Source organism: Acinetobacter sp. ANC_7553, assembly GCF_056779895.1.
Genome location: NZ_JBWYIV010000008.1, coordinates 128514 through 147983, shown reverse-complemented (window position 1 = coordinate 147983; position 19470 = coordinate 128514). Strand labels below are relative to the sequence as shown.

Here is a 19470-nt window from a genome sequence, read left to right as displayed (position 1 = left end):
TATTGAGGCAGAAGAAGGATGAGAAGTACTTACGGTTTAGTAAGTAAAAAAATCGAATTTTCAGTTAAAATATTAGACTGATTTGCAACAATAAATTCCACGATAAAAAATGTTAACTTTAGTATCTCTAACTTGGAATTCCTGTTAATACAGACAATACTCTCTGAACAGCCATCTCTAATTTTTTCTTATTCATGGGCTAAGGCTTCAATTGGTTTTAAGTTTGCAGCACGTTTAGCGGGCATATAACCAAAGATCAAACCAACCAACGTTGAAAATAGCAGTGCGATAATAGCAACTGACCATGAAAATACCATCTTATAATCTGAGCTAATCGCATTAAAAATAAAACTGGCGATCAAGGCGATCGCAACACCAATTACGCCACCAAATAAACATAAAACTGCAGATTCAATCAAAAACTGAGCCTGCACATCACTTTGGCGCGCACCAACTGCTATTCGTAAGCCAATTTCCTTAATTCGCTCGGTCACAGAAACGAGCATGATATTCATCACACCAACGCCACCTACGACCAATGAAATGAAGGCTACTGCAGAAATAAAGAAAGTCATCGTTCCTAAATATTTTTCAAAGGACTTCATAGACTCATCGCTGTTATATATATCAAAATCCTCCACACCATGACGAGCAATCAATAGTTGCCTCACTTTCTTTTCGGCTTTTACTGAGTCAGTATTTTGATGTAGTACCGCAGTCAGCAGATTGACATGATCACTACTTGAAATTTGTGACATCAATACATTATAAGGCATCCAAATTTGTGAAGAACCTGAGCTATATTGAGGTTCAGCGATTCCAACAACTTCATAAGAACGCTTATTAAATAAGACTGTTTTACCTAAAGCTAATTTTTGCTGTCCAAATAACTTTTCAGCAGCTTGCTTATCAATCACTACAATTTGGGAACGCTGTTCAACATCGCTCTGTGTAAAAAAGCGACCATGTTGAACTTTCATGTTTCTAATTTTTAAATAAAAACCATCTGCACCTGTTGCACTCACATCAATATTACGATTTTGATAAATCATGTTCCCACTTAAACTGACATGTGGAGAAACATGGATAATTTCTTTCATCTCATTGAGAGCATTTAAATCATCCATATTTAAACGGCTGGCAGATGCAGCTAAAGCTGTTCCACCAGGATAAATCTCAAGTGTTGCTGTTTTCAGTCCTCCCCAATCATTCAAAAACTTTTCTTTTGCACCATTACCAATGGCAATGACAATGGTGACTGAGCAAATGCCAATAATAATCCCTAGCATGGTCAAAAATGACCTTAAACGATTGGCGAAAATTGAGTGCAAAGACATTTTCATCGCTTCATACACTTGGGAAACAAAGCTGAATTTCATGTCCGCATGAAAAACTTTTGATGGAGAAACTTGCCCTAAAGATTGACGCTGCGTATCCGAAAGAATGCGTCCATCTTTAATTTCAATGACACGATCTGCACGTTCTGCAATACTTTTATCATGAGTAACTAAAATAATCGTATGCCCTTGACGGTGTAGATCTTCCAAAATTTGCAAGACCATTTCACCACTTTCAGAATCCAAAGCGCCTGTGGGTTCATCGGCTAAAATAACCTCACCACCATTCATAAGTGCGCGGGCAATACTGACTCGTTGCTGCTGTCCACCCGACATTTCATTGGGTTTATTGTCACTCTTATCAGCTAAACCGAGCTGAGCTAAAAGTTGCAGTGCTCGATCTGCACGGTTTTCTGCATTCAAATTTGAATAAATCGCGGGCAAGGCGACATTCTCTAAAGCAGATAAAGCATTCAATAAATTATAGCGTTGGAACACAAACCCAAAACTTTTTAAACGTAACGATGAAAGCTCATCATTACTCAATAAGAAAATATCTTGTCCACGAAACAGAAACTGTCCTGAAGAGGCTTGATCCAAACATCCAAGTAAATTCATTAAAGTAGACTTACCTGAACCTGATTGCCCAATAATCGAAATAAACTCACCCTGTTCAATACTGAGACTGACATCTTTTAGGATGTGTTGTTGATTATTTTCTGGACCTACAAATTTATTTATTTTTTTTAGTTCAATCAAACTCATTGAGTATCGCCTGATGTATTCGCACTATCGTCAGGTGCCTCTGCCAAAATTTTTTCACCCAACTTTAAACCAGACTTGATTTCAATATCATTTGAGTCAGAAATTCCAGTCACGACTTTTCTTGGTTGAGGTTTTGTATCAGGTTGATAGAGGTAAACCATGGCATCTGATCCATATCCAATCACCGTTGTTTTCGGAATTTTCAGCACATTCTTTTTTTGATTTACAATAATGTCATTTTGGGTTGTCATACCGATACTGAGTTTACGCTCAGGGTTGTCCACCAACATTCTTGCATAGTAGAACACTGCTGCATTCGCATTTTCATTTTTATCGTCGTAAGTTCCTTTGGTCAGGATCGTTAAAGCAGGATCAATACTTTGAATCACACCATCTAATTTCACATTGGGGTCTGCCAAGGTGCTAAATTTAACTGGCATGTTTTCTTTTAATTTAGTGTAGTCACCTTCTGCGACCTGCATTCGGATTTCCATCTTATTCAAGTTGGCGATCGTCGCGATCAAAGGTGTCGTTTGTGCAAAGTTAATGGTTTGACCAGCTTCAACAGGCATGGAAACCACGGTACCCGTCAATGGAGAGCGAATCTGTGTGTAGCCCAATTCAGTTTGTGCTGTATTCACATTAATCTGTAATTGTTTCAGCCGATATTCATTTGACTCAACATCTGCAATCGCTTGTTTAAGCTGATTATTCGCCTGTTCGAGCTCTTCACGAGAGCCTGCTTCAGCTTTGTATAAGGTTAATTTACGCTGATAGTTTTGTTTTAAAGTTTGTAAAGCGACACGTTTCGCTGCCAAGTCTGCCTTCGCAGCTTCAAGTTCGGCTTTACTGGTATTGAGCTTGTCCAACTGTGTTGTCGAGTCAATTTCAGCGATTAATTCGCCTTTTTTTACATCCTGTCCTAACTTGATATACAGCTTTTGAATTTGACCTGAGACTTGTGCACCCACGGAGACAATATCAGATGCATAAATTTCACCTGTGGCTTTAACAATCTGCGTTAGATCACCTTGAGTGACTTCAACGGTCTGCGGTTCTGGCTGCTTTTTTTGTGACTGAATATAGAAATAAACAGAAAGAGCTAAAGCAACCAATACCACTAAGACCAAAAAATACTTTAATTTTTTTGATTTTTTTTGCATGTGCATAATGACGAATAATCTTTATTGAGGAGATAACTTTTGATCAACATGTTTTATTCACTTTAATATGATCAAAATTTAAAAATTTTTAATGACACGATTCTAGTGAATTCTATTTTTTCACACTGTCGTACTTATTTATTTTTATGTATCGATAACAGCCAACCGCATCTATGTGTTGGCTGTCTATCAGAAAAGGGTTTTGGAAAATAATTAAGCGGCAAATGCTCGATTTAAAATTGAGGTCACATCTACTTGTTTAGGATCAAGCATTCCCACCACTTGACCATGAAATTTTTGATAACGCGTCGCAATAAAAGCATTGGCAATAAAATCTGGCGCATAACGTTTCAGCAATACTGCTTGAGAGAGCACAACCAAACGACTGACTAAGCTTCTCCCCATAAATTGTAAATCATCAGGTTCCTGATGAAATAATCTAAACAGTCCCTGCAACTCTTCATTAAGTATTTTGTCGTGACTTGCAGTAGATGCTAAATCTTTAAATAAATGCTCGATTGATTCAGGATCACGTGAAATAGCACGAAGCACATCGAGACACATGACATTACCTGACCCTTCCCAAATGGTGTTCACAGGTGCTTCTTTAAAGAGACGAGCCATGATGCCATGTTCAACGTAGCCATTGCCACCAAAGACTTCCATCATTTCACCAGTCATTTCTACTGCTCTTTTACAAACCCAAAATTTTGCTGCTGGTGTCATGATACGTTTCCATGCCAAACAAAGTTCACTGTCATGTTCATAACAATGAGCCAAATGGAAACTCAACTGCATTGCCGCTTCAGTCTCTAAAGCAAGATCTGTGAGCACCGACCGCATTAATGGTTGCTCAATGAGTCTCTTACCAAATGCTTGACGTTGACGTGTATAGGCAATGCTTTGTACTAGGGCCTGACGCATAATGCCACTTGAACCTACCGCACACGTTAATCGGGTATAGTTTGCCATTTCAATAATCGTTGGAATGCCGCGTCCAGCCTCCCCCATCATAATGCCCCAAGCCTCTTTAAATTCGACCTCAGAGCTGGAGTTGCTGCGATTTCCAACCTTCTCTTTGAGTCGTTGAATATGAATCGCATTTTTTGTGCCATCTTCCAACCATCGCGGAACAAAGAAACATGCCAAGCCATCATGCTCAGTTTTAGCAACAACCAAATGTGCATCGCACATAGGTGCTGAAAAAAACCATTTATGCCCAGTTAGTAAATAAGCTTGTCCTCTTCCAGACTGCCCAACTGGAACAGCTGTCGTTTCATTAGCACGCACATCAGAACCACCCTGCTTTTCAGTCATGCCCATTCCAATCCAAATCGATTTTTTCTGAGCAATTGGTAAATCACGTTCATCATATTCAGTGGATAAAAGTTTATCTCCTAGCTTTTTCCACAGCTCAGGTTCTTTTTGAATCAATGGAATGCTGCCCAAGGTCATTGAGTTTGGACATAAGTTTCCACACTCCACTTGACCACTGAGGAAGAATTTTGCTGCCCAATCCACCCAACCAGATTCTTGAGTGAAATTTAGAAAAGGATGTGCATGAACCGCATATTTACGATTTAACGCCATCCATTTGTGCCATGAAGGATGAAATTCAACAAAATCTGCCCGCCTACCTCGAGCATCAAAACTATGTAAAATAGGAGGATGTTTATTGGCAAGATCAGCATGGTGATAAAAGCTTTCACAACCTACGACTGCACCAAACTCACTTAAATGGACTGAGTTTCTACTGCCATAACGCTGTAAGATTTCTTGTAAGATTGGATCTGTTATATATAGATTGTAATCTTGAAGCTCATCAAATTGATTATGTATTTGATGTGTCATCCATGCCGACATAAACGAACCCTCTTTGGAATTTTTATCTATAACTTGATTATTTATATTATCGAGTATAGCTTTTGAAAGTAGATTATCTAGTGCAAATGATGACTTGAATTATCATTAAATTTTTATCAACGTCTTAATATGATCTCAGTATTATGTCTTACTATTGTTGCATCATCTTTCGATATTTTGCTGGTGGCATACCCTTACAGCGCTTGAATGCTCTAGAAAATACAGATACTTCAGCATAACCCAACCGTTCAGAAATTTGATCTATTGTAAGATCAGTACCCAGCAACAAATCATCTGCCAAATCCTCACGTAAATTTTTAACCAATTGGTGAAACGTAATCCCTTCATTGGCTAAATTGCGCTGAATGGTACGAACATTGACAGCTAAAGCTTTGGATATATCTTCAATCGTCGGCATTTGGGATGCATTTTTTAATAAAAACTCACGTATTTTTTTACTATAGTCCCCTAAGCTTTTTCGGCGTCGAAATACATGCTCACACTCTTTTTGATAACGCATAAAAGTGAAGTCATCAGCTTGACGCAATGGGGTAAGCAACAATTCAGATTGAATCGTGATTCGACTTTGTGGTTTATCATAAAAAATAGGATAGCCTGTTAAGCCTTCTATCTGGTTTGCATAGCAAGGCTTGGTCATCGCTAAATCTATCTGAAAGGGTAATTGAGCACCAAGAATATCATTTTGAAGTGTGATGATCGTGGCAATATCTCTTTCTAAAATAAATAATTGCATATCAGCACTTAGATCATGATGGAATAAATTTAAATGTGTAAATTCACCATCTTCTTGCAAGGCCACATCAGAAAAAATTGCGCCTAATTTTAGATACCGTATCGCGATCAGCAACGCTTCTCTGACATTGGCACTACTTAAAATTGCAAATCCCCAAGCCCCTAATGTGGTGGTGTGATGTCGAAGCCCAGCTTCGAGCGCAATGGGATGTTCATCAGAGATTAGATTCAGAATATTTCTGATGATCTGTAATTCATTTCGCTCTTGGATTTCAAAATTTTCTTGATAAAGATCTTGTTTCGTCAGTTGTGTATTTTCTAGGCATTGCTCAAAAGTAATACCGTAGCTTTCTGCAACATGACATAGTACCCGAGCTGTATTCGCTTCCCTTAAAAACTTCCATGAATTAAGCATCATTATTCGCGTTTTTATTTGTCATCTAATGTCAAATTTAACTGTTTAATTATCATTCTACAAGTGAATTCAATCTCTTATATTCATAAATAAAAGAAAATGGAATTTTTTATGAACATGTATGCCAATCTTGTTGAGGAACAGCAAAGCCTGGTCAATGAACTCACGGCGTTATATCAAAAAACCAAAGCCGAGATGAACGACCAAGATATTGATCATATTCGAAATGTTGCTGCATATTCAAAGGCTATAAAATTACGCAGTGAGCAACTTATTCGTGAATGTATAAGTTTAGAATCTTGGGGACGGGGCATTATTCTGGGTTGTTTACACACCCTACTCGAATTTTCAGAGCTCGGTCATAACATCATGCACGGAAGTTATGATCACCTCCCCCAAGCAACCGAGTTTCATTCAGAACGCTGGGTATGGGACTTTGTGACTGATCCTCGTGAATGGCGCGTCATGCATCATCAAAATCATCATCCATTTACCAACATCGTTGGCAAAGATCATGATTTAGGGTATTCCTTTTTAAGAAGCTTGGCAGGTCAAAGCTGGTACGGGCATCACAGTGTTCAATTGCTGATTTACAGTGCGCTGATGATCACTCCATCCTACTATTTCACACTCTATACAGCCACATCAGCAGCACGTACAGAAGGTCGAAAGATCCTTTCCAAAGAAACCTTTACTCAATCACTTCGTCTCATAAAAGCTCATGCTCAAAAACAGTTTATTGAAGCACCTGTCGCTGCAAAATGGTCAAAAAAATTACCTGTTTTTATCGGAAATTATCTTACAACAACGATAGGCTATGGTTTTTTACTTCATATCCTCTTCTTAGAACATCACGCTGAAAATTTGGAGCTTTATTCAGATCCTGGACCTGATGAGACGCAAGAAGAATATTTCATACGACAGATTAAAAGTACCACCAATTTTATCCCATATGCACCGCTGGATCAGTTTCTCAAAAAAATCCTTGATGAAGAGGTCCCGTATCCAAATCCACCTCCATTTGAAATCTTTTATGGCGGATTAGATACACATCTTGAACATCATTTATTTCCAGATTTAGCATGTAATCGTCAAAGACAAATCAAAGCTGTAGTACGTAGTATTTGTGAAAAATATCATTTGCCTTATCACAATTCACCCATGGAAAAGCTGATTCCAGCGATACCGCTCAGCCTCATTAAAAGAACTCTACCTTTTGGTAATCAAGAAAAAAATAACCCTTTCAAATTACTCATTCGACCAAAAGAATTATTAAAACGTATCAAACGAGGAATTCAATATCAGCCACCCTCAACCATGACATATTTACACAAGCCACAGTTCTATAATGCGTCGGCAAAAGTTGTACAAGTCGAAATACAGCTTAATGGGCAAGTCAAAACACTTAAAATGAGCAAGCCTCAAGGCTGGGAACATTTAAAATGGCAGGCAGGTGCATTTATTTCATTAAGCTTTGAAATAAATGGGCAAACTTATATTCGTCAATACAGCTTATTGCATGAAAGCCAAACCGCAGATGGCTATTTTGAAATTGCAGTGAAACGTACACCTGCTGGCATTGTTTCTCACTATATTCATGATCATGTTCCTGTAAATACAGAGGTGACGATTGTAAGTCCACCACAATCTACACCTGATTTTGTTTTAGACACCCTTCCGCCGAAGTTAATCTTTATCGCAGCAGGAGTCGGTATTACACCAATTTTAAGTATGTTAAGAAAATATCAGCGTATCGAAAGTAAAGCTGAAGCTCATTTGTTTTACTTTAACCATGATGAAAATTCTATTTTGTTTGAAAATGAGATTCGTCAAATCGCGAAGTATTCAAATTTGAATGTTCACTTCATCTGCTCCAAAGTTCAGAACGAGTCGGCATCTGATTTACGACAAGGACGTTTTAGTCTTGAAATTTTCCAACCTTATATTCGAGATTTTAAATGCCAACACGTATATGCCTGCGCCCCTCAAGCATTAATCGATTCTGCTCGCCAACAACTTATTCAAGCAGGCATTAAAGCAGCAGCATTTCACACAGAAAATTTTAAACCTGCTCCTCTCAGTTTTGAGTCTGATGGGGTTACACGTCGAGTGATTTTCAAAAAGAGTAATACAAGTATCGACATTGAAGGGAATGTCACTTTACTTGAAGCCGCGCGTCAAGCTGGACTGAAACTGCCAAGCGGTTGTCAACAAGGTTTATGCAAAGCCTGTGTATGCACTAAATTGGAAGGTCAAACTCAGTTAGAAGTTGACTCATCCACTATTCAACATCGCATTACCCTATGCAACACTGTAGCTCGCTCACCAATCATTGTGCTTGATGTTTAACAAAGATTCTTAAGTTAATCGCCGTCATGAAGTAATCATGCAATGCTTCATGACAGTAAGATTCAAACACTTAAACAACCAAACCTATGATTCATATCCAAAAATTGCACAACCAAAACCTTACTGTAAATCATCGTTAAATCCTTTTAACCTGAACCAAATATTCTATTGGTGAATATTCAAATAAACCCTTAATTTATAAGAGGGTAATTGGAATTTTATTTACAAATTAAACACTCCAATTGAACGCACCATGATTTATGATGAATTTGTAAACTCAATAAAACACACATTCTTGTCACAATGTTGCTTTAGAATGATCGAACAAAACGGTTCATGTCTCTGGTATTGGAAGCGCTAGATCTTATAAAAGTGAATGCTCAGCCAACCATCAAGAAAGACATATATTATAAATGGAGAATGAATATGAGCGATGACTCAAAAAAATGTCCTGTCACCCACTTAACAACTGATGCTGGTGCTCCTGTAGTAGACAACCAAAACAGTATGACAGCAGGTGCACGTGGTCCTTTACTTGCACAAGATTTATGGCTGAATGAAAAATTAGGTAACTTCGTTCGTGAAGTGATTCCTGAGCGTCGTATGCACGCGAAAGGTTCTGGGGCATTTGGTACCTTCACTGTTACCCATGATATTACGCAATATACTCGCGCTAAATTATTCTCTGAAATCGGTAAAAAAACCGATATTTTTGTGCGCTTCTCTACAGTTGCTGGCGAACGTGGTGCAGCAGATGCTGAACGTGATATCCGCGGTTTCGCAATGAAATTCTACACTGAAGAAGGTAACTGGGATTTAGTAGGTAATAATACTCCAGTTTTCTTCTTACGTGATGCGCGTAAGTTCCCTGACTTAAACAAAGCAGTTAAACGCGATCCTAAAACCAACAAACGTAGTGCAACCAACAACTGGGATTTCTGGACTTTACTTCCAGAAGCATTACATCAAGTGACGATTGTCATGTCAGACCGCGGTATCCCAGATGGTTACCGTCACATGCATGGTTTTGGTAGCCATACCTTCAGTTTTATCAATGCCAACAACGAACGCTTCTGGGTTAAATTCCATATGCGCACGCAACAAGGCATTAAGAATTTAACTGATGCAGAAGCTGAAGCGATTATTGCGAAAGATCGCGAAAGCTCTCAAACTGACTTATTTGATGCGATTGAACGTGGTGATTTCCCGAAATGGAAAATGTACGTCCAAATCATGCCTGAGCTAGATGCAGAGAAAGTTCCATATCACCCATTTGACTTAACCAAAGTATGGCCTAAAGGGGACTATCCTTTGATCGAAGTCGGTGAATTCGAACTTAATCGTAACCCTGAAAACTACTTCCAAGACGTAGAACAAGCTGCCTTTGCCCCAAGTAACTTAGTGCCAGGCATCAGCTTCTCACCTGACCGTATGCTTCAAGCACGTCTGTTCAACTATGCAGATGCTGCACGCTACCGTGTTGGTGTTAACCATTATCAAATTCCAGTGAATGCACCACGTTGCCCTGTTCACTCAAACCGTCGCGATGGTCAAGGTCGTACTGATGGTAACTATGGTGCTTTGCCACACTATGAACCAAATAGTTTCAGCCAATGGCAGGAACAGCCACAATATAAAGAGCCACCATTAAAAATTTCTGGTGCGGCAGATTTCTGGGATTACCGCGAAGATGACAATGACTATTTCAGTCAACCACGCGCATTATTCAATCTCATGAATGATCAGCAAAAACAGGCTTTATTTGACAATACAGCCGCAGCAATGGGCGATGCATTAGATTTCATTAAGTATCGTCATATTCGTAACTGCTATGCTTGTGACCCAGCATATGGCGAGGGTGTTGCAAAAGCATTAGGCATGACCGTAGCTGATGCACAGGCTGCACGTGCAACTGACCCAGCACAAGGAAATCCCGGCTTACTTTAATTAATATCTCCATAAAAAAACCGCTGTTATCAGCGGTTTTTTTATTCAAACAATTAGTTTTTTACCTTCCCGAATACAATAAAACGGACTGATAAATTTAGATGCATTTTTCATCGCTTGGTGCAGATCCAACTCAGGTTGATTCCGATCTTCATCTGTTAACTGAAAAGTACGATAGTGAATCGCTAGTGAACGTTTTGCGTGTAAATCTTTATGTGCTTGGAATGCATCAGCAGGATTCATATGTAGATATTGCATCAATACTCTTGGTTCATATGCACCGATTGGCAGTAAAGCAATCCTTGGTGCACCTAAGCGCTGGTGAATCTCTTTAAAATGTTGTGCATAGCCTGTATCACCAGCAAAGTAACAATGACCATGCTCAGATAAAATTGAAAAACCACCCCATAATGCAAGGTTTTGATCACGAAGCCCTCTACCAGAACCATGTTGGGCAGGCGTGTAGACAATTTTAAAATCTTTGAATAAGGCAGACTGCCACCAATCCATCTCAATCACATGAAATGCTTTCGGCAAATAGGCTGCATTTCCTAGACCTGTATAGATCGGCATAGCAAATTTTTGATGTAGCCAATTCAAACTCGCTAAATCCATATGATCATAGTGATTATGACTGAGTAATACTGCGTGAATCTGTGGTAAATCTTCAAGTGCAATCCCTGCAGGGATAACACGTTTCGGTCCACTCCCGTGCTTTGGGCTTACATAATCCGCCCATACAGGGTCGGTTAAGAAGTTATATGGACCAATTTGAATTAAAACCGTAGCATGACCAACAAACCATACTTGCCAATCTTCTAAATCTGCATGCGGACGAGCCTCAGGCTTAGCACGTTTGGTTTGAATAAAGTCCTGTTGCTCTTTCGCGAAATCACCTTGCCAGGTAAAGCTTTTACGAGCCATCAACCATTTATATAAATTCCATTGGTTGAGCTGTGCAGGACGTGGTTCCTGATTAACGAATCTTTGCCCATTATGGTGATCCAGTGAAACCAATTTAAGTTTTGGTTTAAACCACACATGCCGAATACAATCTTCAGTCTTTAGTTGATAGTGCAGATTAGAATCTTGCGGCTTCCGTCCAACAACAAGTGTAGACTCTGGATTACTCGAAGTCGTCGTTGGAATATCAGTCAAATTAGACATAATAAATGTAAGCACCTTAAACCGAAGCGATTTTGAAATAGTTGATTATTCAGTTATATAAATAGATTATGTTCATCATCTATTCGCATTTTTAAATTATGTTTTTAAAAGATACACTGTTCGTGTTTCATTTAAGACAACATCAATCTCAATTCCCATGAAGTGGTTATAATTTCATCAATAAATTGTGAAATAGAACACCAATCATCCCTCTATTATTCATCATATACAACTCAGACTTTCTTTTTGTTTATGATTTTGTTGTTTTTTTCTGATTTTTGATGTTTTTTTAATCACCCACAAAAATCTTAAATAGAGGAAGTTAAATTTTGTTTAGGATGTGACTTAACGCTGAACAACTGATCTCCCAAAGCTTCAACGTACTTTTCTCTACATTATTATTTTTCATAGACTTAAAGCCGAAACAATTGGTTTCAACTTTAATAGATACAATCTTTTCTAAACCTATACAAATCAGTCACTCATTCACGATGAGAGTTCGATCTTGAAATGTAGAATTTCTATCTAAGTAAGAAATTAAATGCATGTGAATTTTAAAATACAAAAAAATGCTTCATTCACTAACTAAATACCAAAATACATCTACTTATTGATCAATTTCACTTATACTCATCTTTAGCAACATTAAGACATTTTTTAGATTATTCTCTGGAAGGCTATATGGAATTACGGCATTTGCGCTATTTTATTACAGTTGCAGAAGAGCTTAATTTTAGCAAAGCTGCACTTAAGCTCTACACAGCACAGCCTTCACTCAGCCAACAAATCAAAGATTTAGAAGAAGATGTTGGTGTGCGTTTACTAAATCGTACCAAACGAAAAGTTGAATTGACCGAAGAAGGCGCTGTGTTTCTGGAACAGGCGAGACTCACCATTGCTCAAGCAGAAAAAGCAATTAATATGGCGCGCCAAGTGTCTAAAGCAAAACAAAAAATGCTACGCATTGGTTTTGTGCCAGTTGCAGAAATGAAAATCTTTCCTTATGTATTACCTAACTTACGTGTTCAAAATCCCGAATTAAAAATTGAATTACAAAGCTTAAATAATATTGAGCAATTCAAAGGCATAAAGAAAGGTGAATTGGACATTACTTTTACTCGTCAACGTTTAGATTCTGAAGAGATCGACAGTCGCTTTGTACTGCGTGAACCTTTAGTTTTTATTCTGCCTAAAGACCACCCTTTGGCAAAGTACGAACGTATTCCTGTAAAAGCGCTTGATGGCATTGATTTTGTGATCCCTTCAGATGAACAATCTAAAACCCTACATGACACCATTCTAGGCTTTGCTGAACAAAATGGCGTTTCTTTTAAAATTGTTCAAAAAGCTGACAATATCTTGTTTAACATTAACTCTATTGGTATTGGCTTAGGGTGTACGATTCTTCCTGGCTATATTATGCCACTTCTCTTGGAAAATAGTGTGACTCGTCCACTCGATGTAGAGCTACCTTCTCTGGATCTCTTTGTAAGTTATCGCAAGAATGCCACTGGTATTGCTGTGCAAAAATTTATGGAGTTACTTTCAAAAGTCTTTTATTTAGACTTTAATCAAAGTTCAACTTGAATAAAAAAACCCGCTGAATTGAGCGGGTTTTTTATCGATGTGATTTAGCAAGCAACTGACTGATTAATCAAATTTTTTAAAAGTTGATGTAATTCATCAATGGAATCCACGACCGCAAGTGGATGATATTGCTGTAGTACCTCAGGTACATGAACGCCATACGTCACCCCTACACTTGGCATACGAATATTCAATGCCATTTCAAGATCGTATGAAGTATCTCCTACCATTATCGCTTGATCTGCATTAAAACCAGTTTCGGCTAAAATTTCAGCCAACATCAACGGATCTGGTTTTGATTTTGTTTCACTGGCTGCACGTGTCGCTGAAAACAAACTCACACTCTGAGTTTGCCCCAGTACTCGATCTAGCCCCTTACGACTTTTTCCTGTCGCAACAGCCAAATGAATACCTGACTCTTTGAGATCATGCAACATTTCAGCCACACCATCAAACCAACGATCATGTTTCGAGTACTCAACATAATGCGCTGAATAAGACTGTAAAATTGCCTCGTGTAAATCAGGAACCTGAGGAAATAAAACCTGCGCTACTTCAGGTAATCCTAAGCCAATAATGCTTTTAGCATCCTCATCAGTCAAAGGTTGATTAAATTGTTTGGCGGCAAATTTTAAACTTTCAACAATTTGACCCACTGAATCAAATAAGGTGCCATCCCAATCAAAAATAATGAGTTTTACCGCTGATGTCATATTTTGTATCCTAATTTTGATCGGGCAGATGCCACTTAAATATCATCGTGACATATTAAGATCCCATCGTTGCATGACCTCGTCATGACACAACGATTCAATCTTTACACAACCACTGAGACGCACTCAGTCTTGTTGAGACTGCACTACAGGTTTATCCGCTTTTTGTGCGCGAAGTTGTGCAACCAAGCTTTGCATATCCTCAGGCAATGGAGCTTCAATTACTGGATATCCAGGGATCTCTAAGCGCATTGCATGTAAACATAACCGGCGTGGTTTAGGTCCACGATATTCCGTCTCATGCCCGTACTTTTCATCACCCACCAAGGGATGACCGATACTGAGTCCATGTACACGAATTTGATGTGTACGACCAGAAAGCGGTGACGCATACACAAGTGATGCATGCATGAAGCGTTCTGCTACATTCCATTGGGTTTTTGAAGGTTTTCCTTCTTTAGATACACGTACTCGACGTTCACCATTGGCTAACTCATAGCGATGTAATGGTGCATCGATTAATTGTGAGTCTAATGTGACTTGGCCTTTCACCACAGCAGCATAAGTTTTTTGAATCTTGTGTTCACGAAGCATATCTTGAAGTGTTTTTAACACGCTACGCTTTTTAGAAATCATCACCAAGCCTGAAGTATCTCGGTCAATACGATGGATCAGTTCTAAATATTTTTTCCCTGTCGCTGCGCGTAAGCCTTCAATTAAACCATACGCCACACCACTTCCACCGTGCACCGCAATCCCAGAAGGTTTGTTCACCACTAAAAGACCTTCATCTTCATAAACCACACGGCTTAACAAGCCCTGCGCGACTTTGTCTGATACTGGAGCTTGAGATTCATCTTTTTGTTCATAACGAATCGGTGCAACACGGATTTGATCACCAATATTTAATTTGGTTTCCGCTTTCACACGCTTTTTGTTGACCCGCACCTGACCTTCACGAATTAAACGATAGATTCGACTTTTCGGTACTCCTTTAAGACGAGCGAATAGAAAATTGTCGATGCGTTGCCCCAATTGGTGCTCATCCACTTCAAACCAAGTGACGCTTTGCCATTCTTGCGTAGAATTCATACAGTTACGTTGACCTAAAAAAATACTAAATTCGATTAAAAACTGATCATTTAGACTACCCAATTCACTAGAAATGTCTGTGTAGCCCATAGGCAGATGATCTAAGGTTTGCTATAGTCAGCGCACGGATACCGCCGTAAGTGAACATTTGTTTAGAGATTTCAAAATTTTGAAATTCAAACTAAATTTTTGTTTAGCATAAACTCGGAATGGTCCCAAAAGAATATGCCAACGCCGAAGGCTTATTATATCGGCAAAAAGACAAACTGTTGCGTTTAATTGTGCTTTTGCACATAAATCAGTTTGTTTAAAAAAATATGTCGCCAACAATTATGTTGGTTTTTAAACGTTAACTGATACACATCAGAATGGTCGCAACCTGATTTCTCATTCAGGCTATAACGTTAGATGCATTGGATCTGCACAATTTGTAAAGATACGACGATAATTCCGTATCAAGACACTCTATCAAAAAATTGAAGAGATGATCTTCGAGCAATGTGACAGTGAAAGTAACGAACATCCAATGCACCGTTAGTCCGCCAGTGAATGTTCAGGCTTCTTTAATCAGTGACAGGATTAAAGCCGTATTGCCATCATCAATACATGAATCAAGATACCGAAGCCCATCAATAAAGGCCGGTAATACACTTAGATCAAACTGATTATGGTGATCTAGGAATTGATCCATGCGGGTTGATGTTCGCTACGTAAATCGCGATGTTTTGCTTGTGTATCACTATTAGGTGTTACACCCATGAAACGTATGTTGATCAATGCAACACATGCCGAAGAAGTTCGCGTTGCACTCATCACTGGTCACCGTCTTTACGATTTCGATTTAGAAAATCGTACTCGTGAACAAAAGAAAGCCAATATCTACAAAGGTCATGTGACTCGCGTTGAGCCATCTCTTGAAGCTGTTTTTGTAGAATATGGTGCAGGCCGTCAAGGCTTTCTTTCAATGCGTGAAATCGCAAACTCATATTACAAAGCTGACCCTCGTCAAACTTCAAACATTCGTGAGTTAATCACTGAAGGTACTGAGCTTTTAGTTCAAGTTGAAAAAGAGGAACGTGGCAACAAAGGCGCTGCTCTCTCAACTTTCATTTCCCTTGCGGGTCGTTACTTAGTCTTAATGCCAAATAACCCGAAAGGTGGTGGTATTAGTCGTCAAATTTCTGGTTCAGTTCGTGAAGAATTGAAAGAAATGTTGGCCTCTTTAAATGTACCTCGTGGTATGAGCGTGATTGTACGTACTGCAGGGATTGGTCGCTCACAAGAAGAGCTTCAACTTGATCTTCAGCACCTTCTCGATCTTTGGGCACGCATCCAAAGTACAGCAAATTCTGGCCCTTCTCCAATGTTGGTTCATCAGGAAGCTGGTGTAGTTACTCGTGCAATTCGCGACTATTTACGTGATGATGTTGCAGAAATTTTAATTGATTCTGAACAAGCTTATAACGAAGCCTATAACTTTGTTAAAGCCGTGATGCCGAACCAATTAGACAAGTTAAAAACATATACTTTGAATGAGCCTTTATTTGCTCATTTTGGTATCGAAAGTCAAATTCAAACAGCTTACGAGCGTGAAGTTAAGCTTCCTTCTGGTGGTTCAATTGTCATTGACCAAACAGAAGCATTGGTTTCGATCGATATTAACTCTGCAAAATCTACTCGTGGTCACGATGTAGAGGAAACTGCGCTTAGTACTAACTTAGAAGCAGCAGAAGAGATCGCTCGCCAACTTCGCTTACGTGATATCGGTGGTCTGGTCGTGATTGACTTCATTGATATGACCAAAGAACGCAATCAACGTATGGTTGAAGCGAAACTGCGTGAATCAACTCAAAGTGATCGTGCACGTATCCAGTTCGGTCAATTGTCTCGTTTCGGCTTAATGGAAATGAGTCGCCAACGTTTACGCCCTTCTTTAGAAGAAGCGACTGGCTATGTATGTCCACGTTGTCATGGCACAGGTATGGTTCGTGACTTGCGTTCTCTTTCACTTTCGATCATGCGTAAAGTTGAAGAAATTGCACTTCGTGAGCGTCAAGGTGAAGTTCAAGTAGAAGTTCCTGTTGAAATTGCAGCATTCCTTCTCAATGAAAAACGTCATAGCCTCGTATATTTGGAGCAAACTTCAAATGTACGTGTGACTGTACTCCCTCACCCGCATTTAGAAACGCCACATTACGAAATCTCGTATAATCCTGAAGGCTTTGCACCAACCAGCTATGAACGTACTGAAGCGACTCGTTCTAGTGAAAAAGAGTTGGGTTATGAGTCTTCAGAATGGCACTTAGAAGAAGAGCATACAGCTCCACCTACGCATGCCCCTGTAACGCAGGAAAAAGGCAATAAGCGTCATAAAAACAATCAAAATGCTACACAACCTGCGGTAGCACAAAAAACTGCCCCAGCAGTAGCTGCTCCAGCAACTAGCCCATGCGCATGGTTAGAAAATCTTTTTGTTCAAAAACAAGCGAGTACGATTGACCAATCGCGTACGGCTAACTCTGCAGCGGCTGCAATTGAACAAATGGTGAACGGTGGTGCAGTAAGTCGCGGTCAATTCGGTCAAATTGCACCTGTGACACCTGTGGCAATTGAAGCATCTGCACCAGTTGAAACAAATGCGTATATTTCACATACGCCCGTTGCGAAAAATGATACACGCGACCAAGAACGTCAAGCTGAAAAAGACGAGCGTCCACAACGTCATAACAAGAAAAATCGCAATAAGCAACGTGACACACGCGAAATTAACGCAGATCAACATGTGATTGAAGAAGTTGTACAGGCACCTCGCCATGAACAACGTCAAGACAATCGTCATGAGTCACGCAATGAAAACCGTCATGAGCAACGCCAAGAACAGCGTGATCAGAAACGTCATCAAAAGCGCCCTCAACAAAACGAGACAGCTTTCGAAGCACAAACTGAACAAGCTGTGCCACGTCGTGACCGTAATGCACAACGTCCACAACGTCCAAATCGTCACCGCGATCAAAGTGTATTAAATCAAGAGCAATCTTCAGCACCTGTTGCTCCAGAAGCTCAAGTTAAAGTTGATTTAATTGATGTACCTCGTAATGATGAGCTTAAAACAGCGTTAGTGGTTAATGTTGATCAAGCACAAAGTGAGATTGTTGCATTAACGCCTGAAGTAGCAGCACCTGTAGCAACTGCTCCAGCACCTGTTGTGACAGACGCTGAAGTGTCAGCACCTCAAGTGGAAATTACGGTTGATGAACCTGTCATTGAAGCTGAGGTTAAACCTCAACAAGCACCACAACGTGCAAGTAACGACCCACGTCAACGTCGTCGTAACAAGCATCAACATGACCAGAAAGCAAAATCAGATGCGCCGAAGCTTCGCCCTTCACAAGTGCCAGCTTTAGCACAACATACGGTTTTAAGCTTAATTCAACATGTTTATGGTGCGGATTGCTCTGTATTGATTGAGCAGTTTGGATTAATTCCAACCTTCAATCGCGCATTGCAAAAGTTCACTGAACAGTATGCAGCGAGTTTAAATACTCAATCTGCTGAACCTGCTACTGAGAAAAAACCAGTAACACGTGATGTCGCTGTTCAACAAGCTCCAGCTGAAAAAGAGCCTGCACCTGTGTTGGACTTAACACCTCCAAAACCAGTGTCTGATAAGCGTGTTGCAAACGATCCACGTGAGCGTCGTCGTCTTGCAAAACTTGCAGCAGAGCAAGCAAAACAAGCGCGCCTTGAAGAAGTTGCAGCACAAGAAGCCGTGAAAGTTGAAGCACCTGTTACGGATGCTCCACAAGCAGCTGATGCAACATCTGAAGTTGCACATCAAGAAACAGCAACACAGACAGCTGAAGTGACTCAATCTGAAGTGAAGACTGAAGAAAAAGTTCAAACTTCTTCACAACAGCAACCTGAAGAAAAATCTTCAGAATCAACTGAAGTTGCGTCTACAGAAGCAGAAACTGCGAAAGTTGAAGTGGCGGAAGTTGCCGTAAGTGCTGAGGATAAATCTGCACATGCTGAAGCAGATAAGGATGATGCAGAACAGCAGGAAGAAGATAAACCTGTTCGTCCGCGTCGCCCTCGTGGTCGCCCACCAAAAAAAGCAACACCATCAGCTGAGTAATTTGCTTAAACTACATTAGCTTTTGACAAACCTAGTCATTACGGTGGCTAGGTTTTTTTGTTATGGTCTTTAAAGTTTTGACTGAAAAATCCTGTTCAGAATTGATCAATTTTTCAAAATGGATAAGATATTCAGTGACAGAACCAAGTAAAAAACTTGCGAAAAATTAAAGACTAAACGGAAT

General features: G+C 39.6%; 11 protein-coding genes. 4 read left to right on the top strand and 7 right to left on the bottom strand.

What is annotated here, in order from left to right; translation table 11 throughout:
* Positions 1 to 188 precede the first annotated feature (188 nt).
* From AC1M9I_RS08225 to AC1M9I_RS08210, 4 genes are all read right to left on the bottom strand, one after another.
* Entirely contained in the window at positions 189 to 2102 is a 1914-nt protein-coding gene (locus AC1M9I_RS08225) for an ABC transporter permease (protein WP_481610905.1), read from the bottom strand.
* Positions 2099 to 3271: an efflux RND transporter periplasmic adaptor subunit gene (locus AC1M9I_RS08220; protein WP_481610904.1), complete on the bottom strand. Its 1173-nt coding sequence runs from the start codon at positions 3269 to 3271 to the stop codon at positions 2099 to 2101. The genes AC1M9I_RS08225 and AC1M9I_RS08220 overlap by 4 nt, the downstream gene beginning before the upstream one ends.
* A 207-nt stretch (positions 3272 to 3478) precedes the next feature.
* On the bottom strand, positions 3479 to 5128 hold the full coding sequence (locus AC1M9I_RS08215) for an acyl-CoA dehydrogenase family protein (RefSeq protein ID WP_481594845.1): 1650 nt from the start codon (positions 5126 to 5128) through the stop codon (positions 3479 to 3481).
* Between the two features lie 151 nt (positions 5129 to 5279).
* The gene (locus tag AC1M9I_RS08210) at positions 5280 to 6296 is read right to left on the bottom strand and encodes an AraC family transcriptional regulator (RefSeq protein WP_481594844.1); all 1017 of its coding nucleotides are present in this window, start codon (positions 6294 to 6296) and stop codon (positions 5280 to 5282) included.
* Positions 6297 to 6407: 111 nt separating this feature from the next.
* On the opposite strand from AC1M9I_RS08210, the gene AC1M9I_RS08205 reads away from it, so the two are divergent.
* Positions 6408 to 8645 (top strand): fatty acid desaturase, encoded by a 2238-nt coding sequence (locus AC1M9I_RS08205; RefSeq protein ID WP_481610903.1) that lies wholly within the window; start codon positions 6408 to 6410, stop codon positions 8643 to 8645.
* Between the two features lie 426 nt (positions 8646 to 9071).
* Positions 9072 to 10592: a catalase gene (locus tag AC1M9I_RS08200; protein WP_035264193.1), complete on the top strand. Its 1521-nt coding sequence runs from the start codon at positions 9072 to 9074 to the stop codon at positions 10590 to 10592.
* A 45-nt stretch (positions 10593 to 10637) separates the two neighbouring features.
* On the opposite strand, the gene AC1M9I_RS08195 is transcribed toward AC1M9I_RS08200, so the two are convergent.
* Positions 10638 to 11759: an MBL fold metallo-hydrolase gene (locus AC1M9I_RS08195; protein ID WP_092766704.1), complete on the bottom strand. Its 1122-nt coding sequence runs from the start codon at positions 11757 to 11759 to the stop codon at positions 10638 to 10640.
* A 681-nt stretch (positions 11760 to 12440) separates the two neighbouring features.
* Between AC1M9I_RS08195 and hcaR the strand changes: the two genes are divergently transcribed.
* Complete coding sequence (gene hcaR, locus AC1M9I_RS08190) at positions 12441 to 13346, top strand: DNA-binding transcriptional regulator HcaR (protein ID WP_481610902.1); 906 nt, start codon at positions 12441 to 12443, stop codon at positions 13344 to 13346.
* A gap of 44 nt (positions 13347 to 13390) precedes the next feature.
* Here the strand turns inward: hcaR and AC1M9I_RS08185 are convergent, their stop codons facing one another.
* A complete protein-coding gene (locus AC1M9I_RS08185) occupies positions 13391 to 14059 on the bottom strand; it encodes an HAD family hydrolase (protein ID WP_481596200.1) in 669 nt (222 codons plus the stop codon).
* A gap of 126 nt (positions 14060 to 14185) precedes the next feature.
* On the bottom strand, positions 14186 to 15151 hold the full coding sequence (locus AC1M9I_RS08180) for an RluA family pseudouridine synthase (RefSeq protein ID WP_481610913.1): 966 nt from the start codon (positions 15149 to 15151) through the stop codon (positions 14186 to 14188).
* A 757-nt stretch (positions 15152 to 15908) separates the two neighbouring features.
* On the opposite strand from AC1M9I_RS08180, the gene AC1M9I_RS08175 reads away from it, so the two are divergent.
* Complete coding sequence (locus AC1M9I_RS08175) at positions 15909 to 19286, top strand: Rne/Rng family ribonuclease (protein WP_481610901.1); 3378 nt, start codon at positions 15909 to 15911, stop codon at positions 19284 to 19286.
* The last annotated feature ends 184 nt before the right edge of the window (positions 19287 to 19470 follow it).

Coding starts and splice junctions, on each gene's coding strand:
- AC1M9I_RS08185 (WP_481596200.1), bottom strand. CDS start 14,059: ATGACATCAGCGGTAAAACTCATTATTTTTGATTGGGATGGCACCTTA.
- AC1M9I_RS08225 (WP_481610905.1), bottom strand. CDS start 2,102: ATGAGTTTGATTGAACTAAAAAAAATAAATAAATTTGTAGGTCCAGAA.
- AC1M9I_RS08195 (WP_092766704.1), bottom strand. CDS start 11,759: ATGTCTAATTTGACTGATATTCCAACGACGACTTCGAGTAATCCAGAG.
- AC1M9I_RS08215 (WP_481594845.1), bottom strand. CDS start 5,128: ATGTCGGCATGGATGACACATCAAATACATAATCAATTTGATGAGCTT.
- AC1M9I_RS08210 (WP_481594844.1), bottom strand. CDS start 6,296: ATGCTTAATTCATGGAAGTTTTTAAGGGAAGCGAATACAGCTCGGGTA.
- AC1M9I_RS08220 (WP_481610904.1), bottom strand. CDS start 3,271: ATGCACATGCAAAAAAAATCAAAAAAATTAAAGTATTTTTTGGTCTTA.
- AC1M9I_RS08175 (WP_481610901.1), top strand. CDS start 15,909: ATGAAACGTATGTTGATCAATGCAACACATGCCGAAGAAGTTCGCGTT.
- hcaR (WP_481610902.1), top strand. CDS start 12,441: ATGGAATTACGGCATTTGCGCTATTTTATTACAGTTGCAGAAGAGCTT.
- AC1M9I_RS08200 (WP_035264193.1), top strand. CDS start 9,072: ATGAGCGATGACTCAAAAAAATGTCCTGTCACCCACTTAACAACTGAT.
- AC1M9I_RS08180 (WP_481610913.1), bottom strand. CDS start 15,151: ATGAATTCTACGCAAGAATGGCAAAGCGTCACTTGGTTTGAAGTGGAT.
- AC1M9I_RS08205 (WP_481610903.1), top strand. CDS start 6,408: ATGAACATGTATGCCAATCTTGTTGAGGAACAGCAAAGCCTGGTCAAT.